Source organism: Nostoc cf. commune SO-36 (assembly GCF_023734775.1).
Lineage (GTDB): Bacteria > Cyanobacteriota > Cyanobacteriia > Cyanobacteriales > Nostocaceae > Nostoc > Nostoc commune_A.
Window position 1 is genome coordinate 2198398 of the sequence record NZ_AP025732.1, and the last position, 15538, is coordinate 2213935.

Here is a 15538-nt window from a genome sequence, read left to right on the forward strand (position 1 = left end):
AAATTGTAAATAAAAAATATCCAACTATTTATTGTGGGTGAGTGTCTTGATCGTTCATAAAAAAAGCGGACAAGATACCCACCCCACAAGATTGGATAACTTATTTCTTGGCGATTCATAATTGACGTTCCTCGAAAAACACAATTATTTTGTTAGTAGTGTCACAAAATTGTGTTTTTATTCTCAATTAGCAAGTTTATCAGTAGTTAAGTTAACAATATTGCTTTTAGCCGGGTAGAATAAAAATTTTCCGTAGAGGCATAACTTTGTTGTGCCTTTAATTATATTATTTGTAATGACGAATATTATCAGATTTAGGGAATAGCAAATCGTATATTAACGATTTAAATATTGTAGTTTCTTGAGATAGATATAGTTTACTGAATAGAGGTATAGTGTTACTACTATTTAGCAAGTAGTACTTTTTTTTAGGAGTTTATTATTCGCTATGAGTATTTTGCGTGGCTGGTTTCAAGGGTTAGGAATTGTAATAGGTGGCGCAATAGCTTTCTCTGCTAATTGTGCTTTTGCCCAAATTACTCCTGATAGTACTCTACCTAATAATTCTCAAGTTACAACACAGGACAATATCACAACTATTGAAGGTGGAACCCAACTAGAAAGCAACTTGTTCCACAGTTTTAAGGAGTTTTCTGTACTCAATGGGACTACGGCTGAGTTTAAAAATACTGAGGGTATTCAGAACATTATTAGCCGGGTAACAGGTAACTCTATTTCTAATATTGATGGCATCCTTAAAGCTAACAGCCCAGCTAACCTGTTTTTGATTAATCCCAACGGGATTATTTTTGGTAACAATGCTAGTTTAAACATCGGCGGTTCATTTATTGCAAGTACAGCGAGTAGTCTAAACTTTGACGATGGTACAAAGTTTAGTGCTACAAATCCCCAAACCACACCCTTGCTGACAGTAAGCGTTCCCATTGGCTTACAATTCGGAGCCAATGCGGCTCCCATCCGCAATCAATCCCAAGCAAGCCCAAATGGTGCAATTAATAGTTTTGGTGAACCTGTTGGTTTACAGGTGCCGAGAGGTAAAACCTTGGCACTCATAGGCGGTGATATAACGCTAGAGGGCGGAAGTTTAACAGCAGTATCAGGACGGATTGAGTTAGGAAGTGTCGCTGGTAATAGCCTAGTCAATCTGAATTCAAACAACCAAAATTGGGTCTTAAGATATGAAGGTGTGCAGAATTTCCAGAACATTCAACTCATTCGGCGAAGTGTTGACGGTTCTGAAATTCCATCTACTGTGGATGTCAGTGGGGTCGGTGGTGGTAACATCCAGGTACACGGCAATGTCGTGGAACTAAATGGCCCTTTCGTGCGCTTGAGAAATCGCAATAACGGCGTCGGTGATGGTGGAGAATTAACAATTACCACCAAAAAATTAATTGTTCGAGATGGCGCACAAGTATTTAGTTCTACTAGAGGCAATGGTAAAGGAGGAAATTTGACCGTTAACGCCTCCGACTCAGTGGAGCTAATTGGTACCTTTACTATGTCCGATAACAGGGTTTTACCTAGTACACTTTCTAGCATAACTACATCTGATGGAAAGGCAGGTGAACTTACAATCAACACTAGGAAATTGCTTATCCAAGGTGGGGCAGAAGTATCAACACAGTCTAGTGGAGCATATCGGACTCCACTAGAATTTATACCAGCCATAGGTTCAGGAGGAAATTTGACTGTCAACGCCTCAGAGTCTATAGAACTAATTGGAACGGCACCAAATGGCTTGCCCAGCGGCTTGTTCGCTGGGACTTTAGGCTCTGGAGATGCTGGAAAAGTGACAATCGCCACAGGACAATTAATTGTACAGGATGGAGCTGCAATAACTGTGAGCAGTGAACTTCCAAAACTTCTACCGAATGCAATCTACAAAGGAGATGTGAATAATTTAGGATCAGCAGGTGAACTCAATATAACTGCTCACTCCATACTGTTGGACAACCAAGGAAAACTTACATCTAATAGTGAGTCAGGTAAGGGTGGTGATATTTCGCTAGAGGTGCGGGACTTGTTACTGATGCGCCGCAATAGTCAAATATCCACTAATGGAGGGGGCGAGGAAACTGGCGGTGATATCACCATCAAAGCACCTAATGGTTTCCTTGTTGCCACTCCCTTCGGAAACAACGATATCACTGCCAACGGCTTCTTTGGCTCTGGTGGTAAAATCACCATCACCGCTAAAAACAGCTTTGGGTTTGTGCCGCGCACCCGTGCAGACGTAGAGAAGCTGTTCAACACTAGAGATGCAAATCAATTAAAACCAAGTAATATTCCAACCAGCGATATCACCGCATTTTCTCAGCAAAATCCTTCATTAGATGGCATCATACAAATCAATTCACCAGATGCTGACCCTAGTAAAGGATTAGTGGAATTACCCGTGAATCTGGTTGATGCTTCGCAGCAAATTGCTGCTAGTTGTAGTTCTGGTGAAAAAATTGCAAGGAGTTCATTTATTACTACTGGACGTGGAGGATTAGTAGCCGATCCCACGCAGCCATTGATAGCTGAGGATGCAGTGCTGGCAGATTGGATCACACTCTCACCACAGAGCCAGAATCGTACTGTCAGTATTCAGAAAAAAATCGTTGCTCAGGCGCAGCAAAACACAGAAGATAAATCACAGAAAGTTAATTCTGCCAATGAACCTACAGAAATTGTAGAAGCCCAAGGATGGGTTACAGATGCCGATGGGAACGTGGTTCTGGTTGCTCAAGTACCCACTGCTTCGCCCCATAATTCCTCGCTCACCGCTACATCTTGCGCTGCTAAGTAAGCTGTTATGCATTTAAGTTGTATATTTACTCGTGAGGGTTGTCATTAGTTATTTGTATTTCAAAGGACAGATGACCAATTGATTTAGGACAGTATTAACGATCGCAATTACTACTCTTGTTGCGATCGTTATGCTTTCCACAAATTAGGATTTCATCGCAAGTGGAGTAGCCTGATATCAGGGCATGAATTTAGAATTTGAGTGGGATAAACAAAAAGCTAGTTTGAATCTCAACAAGCACTGCATCAGCTTTGAAGCAGCTAAGACAGTCTTCAACGACTCTCTAGCTTACATATTCAACGATGAATGGCACTCTGTTGGTGAATGTCGGCAAATCATCATCGGACACGACCAAGACAATCGCCTGTTATTGGTCTGTTTTACAGAAAGAGCAAACATTATCCGTATCATTAGCGCACGTCTAGCAACCAAGAAAGAACGAAGAGATTATGAAGAATTCACAGGGTTCTGAATTCCACAACAACGCAGATGATGACTTGCTTCTAGAGTATAACTTTGACTATCGCAAAGCCTTGCCAAACCGTTTCGCCAGTCAGCAAGAAAAAGCTCCTTTGACAGTTATCCTTGATGCTGATATTGCTGAGATATTCAAAACATCAGAAGCTGTTAACAAGGCTCTCCGTGCCTTAATCTCAGCAATTCCAAAGACTGAAAAATAAACTGCGTAGGTGTAGCCAGCACTTCTCTACGAGACGCTGCGCGTAGCTTGCTTCCACGTTCGCGCAGCGTCCCGTAGGGAAGTGGTACGGCAGAGCTACGTGACCACCGTAAGCATCGCCCACTCACTACTCCCTAACTCGTCTCCTGAATTTGCAAACGTATAGTGTGTTCAGTCGCGCCACTAAGTTGCAATTCCATGATTTCACCACCCAGAGGTTCCAAGCAAGTGAGGAGCGATCGCAAGTTGGGTGTACTTGCGCCAGTATCTACATATAATCGATCTGCTAAATTACCAATGCGTTTCCAAGTCATGTACAATTTGGCGATCGTTTGTTCAATTTGCGATGCTTGATTGACCAAATCAGCAGCAATGCTCAAACAGCCGACTCTTTGCGCCTCTTCTAAGGCTGTTTCAATATCAACATCTTCTTTCGTCAGCGCTTGAACTTGAGCCGCCCCTTTGAGATATTTGGCCAAGTTACGCGCTTCGGTAGTTACCTGTTTCAGGGTATCCACATCAGGGTTAGCAGCAATTTCCTTTTGGATAAACTTTTGGTGCGATTCTGGCAGTTTTTCCATTTCCTTCACCAGAGGGGCAATGTAACGTGGGGGAAGGGTGTTATCTGCTGCTTTTTCTTTGACTGCTTCAGGTAATAAATCTGAGGACATGGCTGTCCATTCATCGCTGAGTTGACGCACTTCCCGCCTAGTGATGCGATCGCCTTTTTGGGCGGCTTCACTCACCATCTGTTGCACTTCTGGGACTGCTTTGGAGGTTTCAATAAATGCCCGTTTGCTGAAGTTGTTCACAGAACCGGGGTCAAGTTTACCGTCTTCAATCAGAGTATCAGCACTATTCGCCAGTTGAATCCAGGCATAAGCTTGACTTTTACTGATTTCCCGCTCTTTTAACCATCGCAAAAAGCCAGTACCGCGTCCGTCACCACCCACTTTTTCTCTGTCGCGGATGGCGCGTAAAATTCGCCCCCGCCAGATTTCAGTTTGCAAATCAAAGCGATCGCATACCTGCCAAGCTATTTCTAGCTGCTGTTGAAAATCTGACTCTAGAATCTGTTCATCTTCTGGATCGGGCAGTTCAAAGCTGATATCGGCTGGCTGTAGTAAAGCAGCAGCAAGGTCGTTGATGGAGTCGGTGTCTTGCACGATTGATGACTAACTAGTGGATGCGATCGGCTTATTATGCCACAATCTGTGGACTCATACTTAAGGGGGAGTAAGGTATTTTGAGTTACAACAAATATAGTAGGGAGGGGTAAACCATTTTTGTAAAGTCTTTAATTAATCAGAGACAATAAAAATAAAACGATGAACCAGGTAGATTACCTCCGCATTAGCTTAATCGATCGCTGCAATTTTCGTTGTCAGTATTGTATGCCAGAGGGAGTAGAACTGGACTATATTCTCAAGCAACAGTTATTGAGTGATGAGGAACTACTCACCTTAATTCAAGAAGTATTTATTCCCGTAGGCTTTACCAGATTTCGTTTGACTGGGGGCGAACCCTTATTGCGTCCGCGTGTGGTGGATTTGGTAAGTACGATCGCAAGTCTCCCCCAAATTAAAGACCTCTCAATGACCACCAACGGTTTTTTGCTGGCTCCGATGGCACAAAACCTCTACAATGCTGGTCTGCGACGAATTAATATTAGTCTGGACTCTCTTGATCCCGACATTTTCGATCAAATTATTGGTAATCAAGGGCGTTCTCGTTGGCAACAAGTTTGGCAGGGAATCCAAGCTGCCCATCACGTCGGATTCGACCCCCTGAAGCTGAATGTGGTGGTGATCAGGGGCGTTAATGACCACGAAGTTCTCGATTTAGCCGCCCTGACAATTGATAAACAGTGGCACGTTCGATTTATTGAATTTATGCCCATTGGTAATGTGGATTTATTTGGCGATCGCGGTTGGGTATCTTCAGCCGATTTACGGCAACAAATCCGCGATCGCTGGGGCTTGACAGAAGCTCAAGTTCGTGGGGCTGGCCCTGCTGATGTCTTTCAAATTCCTGGTGCGAAGGGGACACTAGGATTTATTAGTCAGATGTCGGAATGTTTTTGCGATCGTTGTAACCGGATGCGCCTGAGTGCTGATGGCTGGCTGCGTCCCTGTTTATTAAATGAAACTGGTCAAATAGATTTAAAAACTGCTCTCCGTTCTGGCACTAGCACTGCTAAATTAAAAGAACAGGTGAGGCATTTACTCGAAATCAAGCCAGAAATTAACTTTAAAGGGCGCGATTCTGGCATTTCGGGTACATATACCCGCACCATGTCGCAAATCGGTGGTTAGTCATTGGTCATTTGTCATTTGTCCTTTGCAAATAACTAGGGACAAATGACTAAGGACAAATAACTATTACGCTTGTCGTGAGTAGTATTCCACCACAAGTAGTTCATTAACTTGTAGTGCCACCCATTCGCGCTCAATAACGCTGTTGACTTTACCAACCAACTTATTTTTGTCAAACTCCAAATGACTGGGGAGGTTGGCCAAACCGGGATATTGCAAGTTAGCTTCCACCAACTTCCGTGATTGTGCCCGATCTCTGACTGCAATTGTTTCACCAGGACGGCATTGGTAGCTGGCAATATTTACCACACGACCATTAACAGTTACGTGACCATGATTTACCAGTTGACGCGCTGCTGGGATAGTCGGGGCTATACCCAAGCGGAAAACGGTATTATCCAAGCGCATTTCTAGCAATTGCAGCAGCACTTGTCCGGTAGAACCAGTAACACGTCTGGCTTTCCGCACATAGCGAAGCAATTGTTTTTCAGTCAAACCGTAGTTGAAGCGGAGCTTTTGCTTTTCTTCTAAACGGATGGCATATTCAGAGCGTTTCTTACGGTTCTGACCATGCATACCAGGTGGGTAAGCGCGTCTAGCGCTTTTACGAGTCAATCCTGGTAGGTCGCCTAAGCGACGGACAATTCTGAGGCGGGGCCCTCTATATCGGGACATGAGTTTCCTTAATCTAATCCTGTTTAAACTTTACACAGACATTCCATTTTGACACTCCCCTAATTTTTAATCAGGGGATTCTTGGTTTTTTGAAGCTGCTTACCGAGGTAAGACGTATCTCACCAAGGTAGACGCATCGATTTTTGCGCCAGTTGCTTTTAATCGGTAAAACCGACAAACTAGCCTCCAAGCCTGAATTCCGACCTGTCACGCCGTACTCTTGCCCATAAGTTTTTTGGGTTTATTTAGTTTCGTAGGCTACTCAATCATTAGATTGGTTTACGCAGTATTCTTACTCTGAAATACTTTTTACGTTGCCTACTTATCTTTCAAACAGTTATATTAACACAACTTCGACATAATTAATTATGTCTATACTTTACTACCGCCGAAATTCTTTAATTACAGAGGATTTTTAAGATATTTGAGTTAGCATAACCTTGGGTGTTTGGAGAATGGCAATGTCAATGATCAAAAAAGTGATTAACAGAGGGAAGAACAAACAAGGCAGTTCCACCTCCAGGATTTTAACATTACCAGTTTTGGCTATAGCTGGATGGTTGACAACGATCTTGCCTAATGTGGCTGTTGCTGCTTCCTACAGCAATGATTATAGTGTCTGTGCGGGTCGCCTTTTGAAAGTGGGTGTCACACCAGAGGCTGCTTCACTTGGTTGTGCATCCGCATTACGTCCAAGGGATTTGGCTGCTTGTGTGGTTAAAATCGAGAATCAGACCCAAATTGCTGCCACAGATGCGCTTTATTCTTGTGGTAAGGCACGCCGTCCTGAAGAGTTAGCTACCTGTGTAGTGGGTGCGAGTTCAAGTACTCAGGAAGCTATTAATCCAGCAGTTTTGGATTATTGCGGTCGTAGTTTGTTACCTGTGCGTTTTGGTCAGTGTGTGGTTGGCTTACGTAGTCAAATCGACCTTCCTCCTACCCAGGTGTTGGATACTTGTATCAGTGGTGGTGACAGCGTTATCGGCGCTTCATCTTCGTCTACACCATCGACTATAATTCCTGCGGGATCAAGTCCAAGTACTGAAACTACACCATTTCCAACGCAGCCTGTTATTCCAACCCAACCGCTTATTCCAGCACAGCCGGGCACTACTAATTAAATTACACAGTAGACTTCTTGCAAAAGTAACTTCCGCAAGAAGTCTAGTGCTTGATCAAAAAGAATGTAGAGACACAAAATTTCGCGTCTCTACATTCTTTTTCGGGTAAGGCATAATTAATTTTTGGAGATGTGTAGTAGGGTTTGCATAATATTGCCCACCCTACTGTGACTGGAGCGACGCTAAATAATTTACTCAAGGAACTGGTTAAAGATAGATAAATCGCTACAATGTACTAGTCTTCTCTTTCGCCAAAAACAGTCTGTAAAACCACAGGTATACCTCCGTCTTGGTGATATTTATCTGCCCAGGCACGGATAACTTCATCCAATTCTTCCATAGCCTGCTCCATTCTTTCTGGCAGTATATCAAGTTCTTCCAGTAAGCGCATGGCATTTCGTCGCCGTTCTGCCCAGTTTTTCATCATACGGAAATACCGAGCGGTATCTTCCACCATAATGTAAGTACGTTCTTGATCGTCTGCTGGTGCATAGAAAGGACGAGTAAGAGCGTAGAAAGGCATTCCCCAAGGAGAATCAATGCGTGTTACCGTTCCTGAGTAAAGCAGGCGGCGTTTGATATGCTCACCCAAAGCTTCACTCAAAGGCATTTGGTGTTCGGGTGGCAAGTCTTCTTGCGATCGCCTGTGCAAAAACTCGATCAAATCCAGAAACTCAAAAGAGCTAACTAACTGGGCATCAGGTAAATTACTGGGCAGTTTTTGCTCAATTTGTCTTTTTTCTTCACTTGTCAGACTAGTACCAGGAACGCGCGATCGCCCCGGTTGCCAAGGATATTTTTCTAGCCAGACATAAGGCAATTGAATCAAATAGCGAGGCTCCTGAGAACCCAGCATTTTTAATAGCTTGCCTTCTGTTAATGCCTGTCTGACTTCTTCTACAATAATTTTTACTCGTTTCGGCTCCAAGTGATGCAAATGCCCTGTCATCCGCAGGTTTTGCCCCTGCTCTAGATAGGTCATGTAAATTGCACACTTTGCGGCTGTTGCGGCTGCGTCTAGAAATGCCCCATGCCTGTGCCCACTCGTCCGCATGGCACTAAAAGCCAGATAAAGCATGATCTGATCCATCGCACTGGGGTCAAGACGTTTGATCAGATCTATGTCGTTACTCATATTACAGACAATTGAATAGCACGTTTACACAGTTTTTAATCGAATGAAAATAGGTAGTATACACCTGGCTGAAGGCTGTCTTTACTTCAGACTATATTAGTATGCGATAACGATAATATCGGTGGTAGCACAAACTACCATTTTCGCATATTTTCTGGTACAAAAGCAGATTCAGTGGTTGTTACTATAACTGTCTCTGCATCTGACCGAAAAATTAAAGACATTACCAAGTTCAGCTTGACGGTGGTTTACTTCCCAAAAGTCAACTGTGTTGCAAGTAATCTACAAAGCCTTTCAGTTTTCTGGGGTTTTTTTCATCTTTCAAGAGCAACAACGTCAAGCTGCTTACTCCTAATTATGACACTATGCCGACTCGGAGTAAAAACTAGTTTGCGCGGTTCATTTAGGATTTCTGTTACTCGAAAAAGATGTTTTTTTTCCAGCTTTGGTGAATTATTTGTAGTACACAGGTGACTAAAAATAATTGGGAATTGTCTAAAAAGAAATCGCTTACTAGGTGTAGCCACATTTAGAATTTGAGCCACACTGCTCATTGTGAACTATCATCCCTTTCACAACCTCCAGTGATGTCTTGGCAGTATCAGCCGTTGGCTTGAAAGAAGATAGGAGACATCAAGTAGAGCAAATAGTTCCAATTTCAAAATACCCGTTGTTGTTTTCAAATATCGTTTTTTATCATATCATTATTTTTTGATTTTAGAATAAAATCATGTATTTTCGATTTGATAAATTACGCCTATTTAAACAATTTATATTTTGGGTAAATCAAGGTTTGATGATATTTTTTCTTTGATCCTAAATCAAAGTCTGATTTATCCTTTCGTATGATTAATTCAGACTAAATTGGGGAGCCACAAGGCTTTGTTGCTTATGCTAATAACTTAATAATTAGTTATTAACCATACATATAATAAAACATATTGGATTCTATTTGATAATTATTTAGAGGGTTTTTCTGACTTAATTTATATTTCTTTAATGAAAGAAATATAAATTTTGGTGATTTGCTTAATTCATTGGCTATTTTCAAGTATGTTTTGACCTCGCTGTTGTATATATTTGAGAGACTTGAATCGCGTAGATAGTTTATTGCTAGAAAAAGAGGATAATCCGCAGTGGGCTAAGATGTGAGCTTCTTTCTCTGAGTGTCTGGGCGATCGCAAACCAAATTCTAAGCAGATCGGCGTAAAATTTGCCGTTGGGATAAGGCAGGAGCCGGAAGGCAGAAGCTAGAACAGACTAGGGTTTTCGTCTAGTTCATCTTTCTTTACATAGTTTGGTTTTATTGTGCCGACTTACTCAATGCAGTCCAGCAAAAATAAACATACCATTTCACCAAACACAAGAGCATAGAATAGAATGAGGAATTTTTAATTTCGCGTTACTCACAGGAGTTTTAGTAGGATAAATGTACTAGCTGTTTCACGGGCGATCGCTGCATATATTCATGTAGCAACAATAGTCTCCGACGCTTAAAAAACAAGTGACTCTAAACACTTGTCCTACTTCTTTATCTCTTAGTTGCAAAACGTGTTGCAATGGTCTTAACTCCTTGCGAATCTACTCTTTGAGCAAGTACTCGTACTCAATTGCTGGAGTCAGTACTACTCATACTGCTTACATATACGTGTTTTCCCTACTTGTATCAGGCAAAATCCCTAAAAATATATTACAAGTCAAATTTTGCTAAATTACTGCTGTATACAAGTGTTATCTCCACCTGTATCAGGTTAAATCCATCAAATATCTTATTAAGAATTAATATTAATCGCTTATGCAGCAATCCTATTTGATTTGCCAAAATCGCAGTACACCGTAGACCCGCAAGCTCTTTGGTGGAGTGGCCGGGTTTAGTAAGTAATCAAGCAGATATATCTAATACAGAAGGTAGGGGCGCACAGGTAGCTCACTGTGCGCCCCTACTTCATGTAATTGAAAACGGAGTTTTGCTATTAGCCAGAGACTTAATATCTCTAGCTGTTCTGCAATAGATTTATGTAGAGACGTTGCAATGCAAGGTTTTTCAATTCTGAATACTCGAATTTATCTGAAATTTAGTAGTTAATTAAATATATAGAATACCTGCGATCGCATTAGTTTTAGAGAAGTTAAAAATAGATATATTCATGTGAGGATTGATGCTGAGAGTGATGGGAAGTAAAGTAGATCCCATCACACTTAAGCTGATTAAACTCGCCATTTAATTCGTGGGACTAGAGGGTTTAACCTGATTTCGCATTGTTTCAAAGCTGAAAGCAGCCGCGCCAAAGGTTACAAATAACACTCCCAGAATTTGCACGATATCCAAATTTTCTTGAATGATTAACCCAGCGAAAATCACGGTTAAAACTGGGATACTACCACCAATGAGTGCCGATCGTGAAGCACCTAGTTTCGTGATCCCAACATTGTTGAGCAAATAGCCGGCAAGAGTTAGCACACCTAAAATAAAAGCGCTTAAGACCAGTTCCAGCATCTTTGAACTGTCAACTACTAAATCCCAAAAAGGTAGCATCAAGCAGATAAAGCTCAACAGCAGCATGGTAGCGAAGTTAATTAAGGTAAAAGTTACGGGATGGAGTTTACTAGCACAAACCCGCGTCAGAATTATGTAGGCAGCAAAAGCCACACCCGAAAGAATGGCGGTGCTGCTTCCCATTGAAGTATTACCTATACCGATGCTGGGAGAACCCGCTAAAACCAACAATTCACCGCAGCAGATCGCGGCGATCGCCGCAATGCGGAATATTGTCGGGCGATCGCGAAACAGAAACCATGACAATAGACCAGTAACCATTGGATAGATAAAGAACAGTGCGATCGCCATTCCAGTTTTGACTTGAGCGATCGCAATGTAAATTAGCACCTGAGACAAAAACAAAAAGCATCCACTCACAATCGACAACACCAAAATCTGCCTCGTAGCGGCATTAGTAGGTGTGGAATTTCCTCGGACTGATGCGGCCAAGTTTTCCAAATCTTGCCACAATCTGGGATGCAGTATGGGAGACAACAGTACCATTAGTGGAACTACCACCATAAACCGTAGCGTCAAAATTAACAGGGTATTTCCTAAAGTCGGTGGTAGCAACTGTTCTACTTCCAAGACTCCAAAAATCTGAGAACCTTCGTGGAAAATTATCTTGATGGCTACGTTATAAAGCGACGATACCACCGCCGATAAGACAATTAACAATAACCCGAATTGGAGTGTCGAGAAGTTAGAGGACTTAGGCGATCGCGATTGTGAGGGTTTTGCTGCCGATTGCGGCTCTAGCGCAGTGTTCGCTGAGGATTTAGCTTGGTTCTGCGATCCGTTCTTGCGGAGGACAGAAATTGGTTCAGCAATATTTAGTTTTTGAGAAGGTCGTGTTATTCTCGGACGTGGCACAGGCGCAATCAGAGGCTCTGATGTCGTTTCGTTTTCCGCCAAGTCCTGATTGAGGACAGAAATTGGTTCAGTAACATTTACATTTTCCTTTGGTGGCGGAACTACACCTGCCGAAGGCTCTGATGGCGTTATCCTTGGGGACAAGTCATTGTTGGCAAGAGAAATTGGGTTCGCGGCATTTTCTCTAACAACCGGCGATTCTGATGGCGTTACCCTTGGGGACAAGTCATTGTTGGCAAGAGAAATTGGATTCGTGGGATTTTCTCTAACAACCGGCGATTCTGATGGCGTTACCCTTGGGGACAAGTCATTGTTGGCAAGAGAAATTGGATTCGGGGGATTTTCTCTAACAACAGGCGATTCTGATGGCGTTACCCTTGGGGACAAGTCATTGTTGGCAAGAGAAATTGGGTTCGCGGGATTTTCTCTAACAACTGGCGGGTTTGATGTCGTTTCGCCTTCTGAAAATTTGTTAGGGATCGGCGAAATTGGCTCAGGGGAATTTTTTACTACTTCGCCAAGCGGTGGACGGGATATCTCAAAAGAACTGTTTTTTTCTGGCTCTGTAAACTGTAAAACAGTAGGTGTACCTGCTGTTGCTACTGCTTTACGTGAAGTTTCTTCTATAGTTTTTTCTAGTTCTCCATGCAGACGATTAACAAACTCCGTCAAAATCGTTTCCCCTTGTTGCTGCTGGCTGTACATCCGTGACAACTGTTGGGAAAGATTACTTTGATAGTTCTTCAGTTCTTGTTGCAGCGAGTTAAAGGTAACAGTAACGGTATCATCCAGACTGTCAAACATGTGTTCGACTTTTTCATTAATTTCACCTACTACACTGCTGCTCACTTCAGCAGACTTCAGCGCAGCTTGTTCATAAGATTTGCCCTCTACGCTTTGGTTAGCCAAATTTGCCAGAGAGGATTGCAGTTGTGAAGATATATGCTTCGCCAGAACTTCTGCCAGTTGACGAATCAACACTTGCTGCTCAGTAATTTGGCGCACTTGTTGTAAATGCTCTTTTTCCTCTACCAAGCTTTGAATTTCATCAGATAACCGATTCTTTTCTGACTGAAGCCGCTTTACGTCTTCCTGTAATCCTCTGAGAACATTCTGCTGAAGATTTTCTAAGTCTTCAACTACAGCCCAAAGCGCATTTTCTGCTGCTCTAGATAGTTCCCCTCTGACTCTTGGGTTTTCTGGTTGCTTCTCGAATCGCCCCATTAGCTTCTAACCTCTAACACTTTGACGATAAAGCTGCTTCCCGTACACTTTATTGGCGGTCATCCTAATTTCCTGTATTTTGTCAGATAAATTAAAAATTTTAACAGCACTTCCGCATTTCAACGTAATTCTGTCATACTAGGCACAAGTTAGCAAAGCATCAACTTTATCCCACGCTTTACTACACTATGTTCTCTTCAGTATTGACAACTATTTAGCCATTCGATTTTTAATTTTAGAATTATTTCCACGACTGGAAGTCGCTTGCACTAATAGTTTTAGTGTTTTTTGTCAGTTTAATTCTCATCAATTATTATTTGCCAATGAGATTTTTACTTTTTAAATAAATCTCACTCCAAATAAATATTTTTTGTTTTGCTGCCAATAATAATTATCAAAGACTTGTAGATGCGTGTGTGTAGGCGCAAAGTGGTTTCTTGCGAGACATCGCCAGAAAATTGTCTAACTTGCGAAACTAGCTGTAAATTTGTGTGTAATGTAACTTGTGTGACAGTTTAAATCTCTAAATGGAGATTAAATTATCTTTCTATGGAAATTCAAAGTTACGTTATCCCCTGCACAACATTCTAAATGAATGAACAGCAATTCTGCAAAAACACTCTTTTTTGGCGTTGTTGCAGTCTAGGTTTTACGACAAGTAAGTAAATTGCAGTAAAAGAAAAAGTCAGGAAAATATTAATAATTCTTAGAGAAATAAAATCCGAGCGATGCTAAAGATGGCAGCGCTAAGGGCAGCACTCACAGGGATGGTAATTAGCCATGCGGCGGCAATACCTTTTAGTGTTTGGAACTTAATCGACTTGAAATTTTGCACCAGTCCAATACCCACTACGCCACCGACGAGAGCGTGGGAGGTTGAGACTGGTAAACCAAGCCGAGAGGCGATGAGAATGGTAGTAGCGGTAGCAAGTTCGGCACAAAATCCACTACTAGGTTGCAAGGCAATAATGTTTTCGCCAATGGTGGCGATGACTTTTTTACCCCAGACAGCTAAACCACCAACAATACCAGCACCACCAAGAATTAAAATCCATATCGGGATAGTGATACCATCGGTAGGTACGCTACCAGTGCGATTAATGTAAACGATCGCAGCTAAAGGAGCGATCGCATTTCCCACATCATTAGAACCATGAGCAAAGGCTACGAAGCAAGCACTTAATAGTTGGAATCGGGCAAATAATCTTTCTACAGGATTGGGCATTGGGCATGGGGCATTGGGCATGGGGAATTGGGTAGACTCTTCTGTTTTCCCCAAATCTGCCAATTGCCGCCAACTAACGATTGTGAGTCCAACTGCTGCTACTGCACCTGTTAACAGTGGGATGTCGTAAGCGGGGATGTCGAAACCAACTTGCTCAATCACAAAATTGGTTAGTGGTTGAGTCAGCGATGGTAATACAATAACGCCAAATACACCTAGCAATGCAGTACTCAACCAAGGAATCCATTCTTGTAACTGGACTACTTGATTGGGTTGATCTAAAATCCAGTGCTTGATTTGACTGTAAAATAAAGCAGCGATCGCACCACTAATTAATGGCGTTAAAATCCAGCCAATGGTAATCAAGCCAATTGATGACCAATCAATTGCACCTACTCCCAAAGCTACCCAACTAAATCCAGCGATCGCCCCAACAACCGCATGAGAAGATGAGACTGGTAAACCTCGTGATGTGGCAATTTGCAACCATACACCACAGGATATTAGTACCGTTACCATCCCAGTAAGTAATATTTGGGGTGTAGCTGCGAATAAGGCGGGATTAGCAATTTTTGTCGCTATAGTTTCCGTTACCTCATGTCCAAACAACACAGCACCCGTAAACTCCAATACCCCAGCAATAATTATCGCTTGCTTGAGAGTGACAGCTTTGGAACCTACAGAGGTTCCCATCGCATTAGCAACATCGTTTGCTCCGAGATTCCAGGCGACGTAGAAAGCTAGTAGAGCAACGAAAAGTAGGGTAATAAGCATTTTGTTAGGGACAAGGGGAAAGTGAGAGAGATAAGGATGAAACTTGAGCTTTTAAGGTTGAACTTTGAACCTTTGAGCTTCATCGTTGAACCTTTTAGCTTCGTAGCTGAATCTCAGACAGAGCTTTAAAATTCTAGTTTTAACGCTCCCCCATCTCCCTCAC

The 15538-nt window shown here is 42.3% G+C and carries 12 protein-coding genes; 6 read left to right on the forward strand and 6 right to left on the reverse strand.

The window, feature by feature from the left end:
- Window positions 1-448 precede the first annotated feature (448 nt).
- The 3 genes from ANSO36C_RS09675 to ANSO36C_RS09685 all read left to right on the forward strand — a co-directional run bounded on the left by ANSO36C_RS09675 (window position 449) and on the right by ANSO36C_RS09685 (window position 3495).
- On the forward strand, window positions 449-2815 hold the full coding sequence (locus ANSO36C_RS09675) for a filamentous hemagglutinin N-terminal domain-containing protein (protein WP_251959350.1): 2367 nt from the start codon (window positions 449-451) through the stop codon (window positions 2813-2815).
- 184 nt (window positions 2816-2999) lie between these two features.
- Window positions 3000-3287 (forward strand): BrnT family toxin, encoded by a 288-nt coding sequence (locus tag ANSO36C_RS09680; protein ID WP_251959351.1) that lies wholly within the window; start codon window positions 3000-3002, stop codon window positions 3285-3287.
- Complete coding sequence (locus tag ANSO36C_RS09685) at window positions 3265-3495, forward strand: hypothetical protein (protein ID WP_251959352.1); 231 nt, start codon at window positions 3265-3267, stop codon at window positions 3493-3495. The genes ANSO36C_RS09680 and ANSO36C_RS09685 overlap by 23 nt, the downstream gene beginning before the upstream one ends.
- Window positions 3496-3628: 133 nt before the next feature.
- On the opposite strand, the gene ANSO36C_RS09690 is transcribed toward ANSO36C_RS09685, so the two are convergent.
- Window positions 3629-4660 (reverse strand): hypothetical protein, encoded by a 1032-nt coding sequence (locus tag ANSO36C_RS09690; protein ID WP_251959353.1) that lies wholly within the window; start codon window positions 4658-4660, stop codon window positions 3629-3631.
- Between the two features lie 162 nt (window positions 4661-4822).
- On the opposite strand from ANSO36C_RS09690, the gene moaA reads away from it, so the two are divergent.
- Window positions 4823-5809, forward strand: coding sequence for a GTP 3',8-cyclase MoaA (moaA, locus tag ANSO36C_RS09695; protein ID WP_251959354.1), 987 nt, complete (start codon window positions 4823-4825; stop codon window positions 5807-5809).
- A gap of 66 nt (window positions 5810-5875) precedes the next feature.
- Here the strand turns inward: moaA and rpsD are convergent, their stop codons facing one another.
- A complete protein-coding gene (gene rpsD / locus ANSO36C_RS09700; protein ID WP_251959355.1) occupies window positions 5876-6484 on the reverse strand; it encodes a 30S ribosomal protein S4 in 609 nt (202 codons plus the stop codon).
- 461 nt (window positions 6485-6945) lie between these two features.
- Here rpsD and ANSO36C_RS09705 point away from each other — a divergent pair, with 461 nt between their 5' ends.
- Complete coding sequence (locus ANSO36C_RS09705) at window positions 6946-7605, forward strand: hypothetical protein (RefSeq protein WP_410174685.1); 660 nt, start codon at window positions 6946-6948, stop codon at window positions 7603-7605.
- A gap of 235 nt (window positions 7606-7840) precedes the next feature.
- Here ANSO36C_RS09705 and hetR read toward each other — a convergent pair whose 3' ends face one another.
- The gene (gene hetR, locus ANSO36C_RS09710) at window positions 7841-8740 is read right to left on the reverse strand and encodes a heterocyst differentiation master regulator HetR (protein ID WP_190942042.1); all 900 of its coding nucleotides are present in this window, start codon (window positions 8738-8740) and stop codon (window positions 7841-7843) included.
- A gap of 1853 nt (window positions 8741-10593) precedes the next feature.
- Between hetR and ANSO36C_RS09715 the strand changes: the two genes are divergently transcribed.
- Complete coding sequence (locus ANSO36C_RS09715) at window positions 10594-10752, forward strand: hypothetical protein (protein ID WP_251959356.1); 159 nt, start codon at window positions 10594-10596, stop codon at window positions 10750-10752.
- Between the two features lie 74 nt (window positions 10753-10826).
- Here the strand turns inward: ANSO36C_RS09715 and ANSO36C_RS33865 are convergent, their stop codons facing one another.
- The 3 genes from ANSO36C_RS33865 to ANSO36C_RS09725 all read right to left on the reverse strand — a co-directional run bounded on the left by ANSO36C_RS33865 (window position 10827) and on the right by ANSO36C_RS09725 (window position 15375).
- On the reverse strand, window positions 10827-10961 hold the full coding sequence (locus ANSO36C_RS33865) for a hypothetical protein (RefSeq protein ID WP_267145365.1): 135 nt from the start codon (window positions 10959-10961) through the stop codon (window positions 10827-10829).
- Entirely contained in the window at window positions 10962-13376 is a 2415-nt protein-coding gene (locus ANSO36C_RS09720) for an EamA family transporter (RefSeq protein WP_251959357.1), read from the reverse strand.
- Between the two features lie 706 nt (window positions 13377-14082).
- On the reverse strand, window positions 14083-15375 hold the full coding sequence (locus ANSO36C_RS09725) for an inorganic phosphate transporter (protein WP_251959358.1): 1293 nt from the start codon (window positions 15373-15375) through the stop codon (window positions 14083-14085).
- Window positions 15376-15538 lie beyond the last annotated feature (163 nt).

Excerpts from the sequence above, each read along its gene's own strand:
- ANSO36C_RS09675 (WP_251959350.1), top strand. The coding sequence starts at position 449 with ATGAGTATTTTGCGTGGCTGGTTTCAAGGGTTAGGAATTGTAATAGGT.
- ANSO36C_RS09680 (WP_251959351.1), top strand. The coding sequence starts at position 3,000 with ATGAATTTAGAATTTGAGTGGGATAAACAAAAAGCTAGTTTGAATCTC.
- ANSO36C_RS09685 (WP_251959352.1), top strand. The coding sequence starts at position 3,265 with ATGAAGAATTCACAGGGTTCTGAATTCCACAACAACGCAGATGATGAC.
- moaA (WP_251959354.1), top strand. The coding sequence starts at position 4,823 with ATGAACCAGGTAGATTACCTCCGCATTAGCTTAATCGATCGCTGCAAT.
- rpsD (WP_251959355.1), bottom strand. The coding sequence starts at position 6,484 with ATGTCCCGATATAGAGGGCCCCGCCTCAGAATTGTCCGTCGCTTAGGC.
- ANSO36C_RS09705 (WP_410174685.1), top strand. The coding sequence starts at position 6,946 with ATGTCAATGATCAAAAAAGTGATTAACAGAGGGAAGAACAAACAAGGC.
- hetR (WP_190942042.1), bottom strand. The coding sequence starts at position 8,740 with ATGAGTAACGACATAGATCTGATCAAACGTCTTGACCCCAGTGCGATG.
- ANSO36C_RS33865 (WP_267145365.1), bottom strand. The coding sequence starts at position 10,961 with ATGGCGAGTTTAATCAGCTTAAGTGTGATGGGATCTACTTTACTTCCC.
- ANSO36C_RS09720 (WP_251959357.1), bottom strand. The coding sequence starts at position 13,376 with ATGGGGCGATTCGAGAAGCAACCAGAAAACCCAAGAGTCAGAGGGGAA.
- ANSO36C_RS09725 (WP_251959358.1), bottom strand. The coding sequence starts at position 15,375 with ATGCTTATTACCCTACTTTTCGTTGCTCTACTAGCTTTCTACGTCGCC.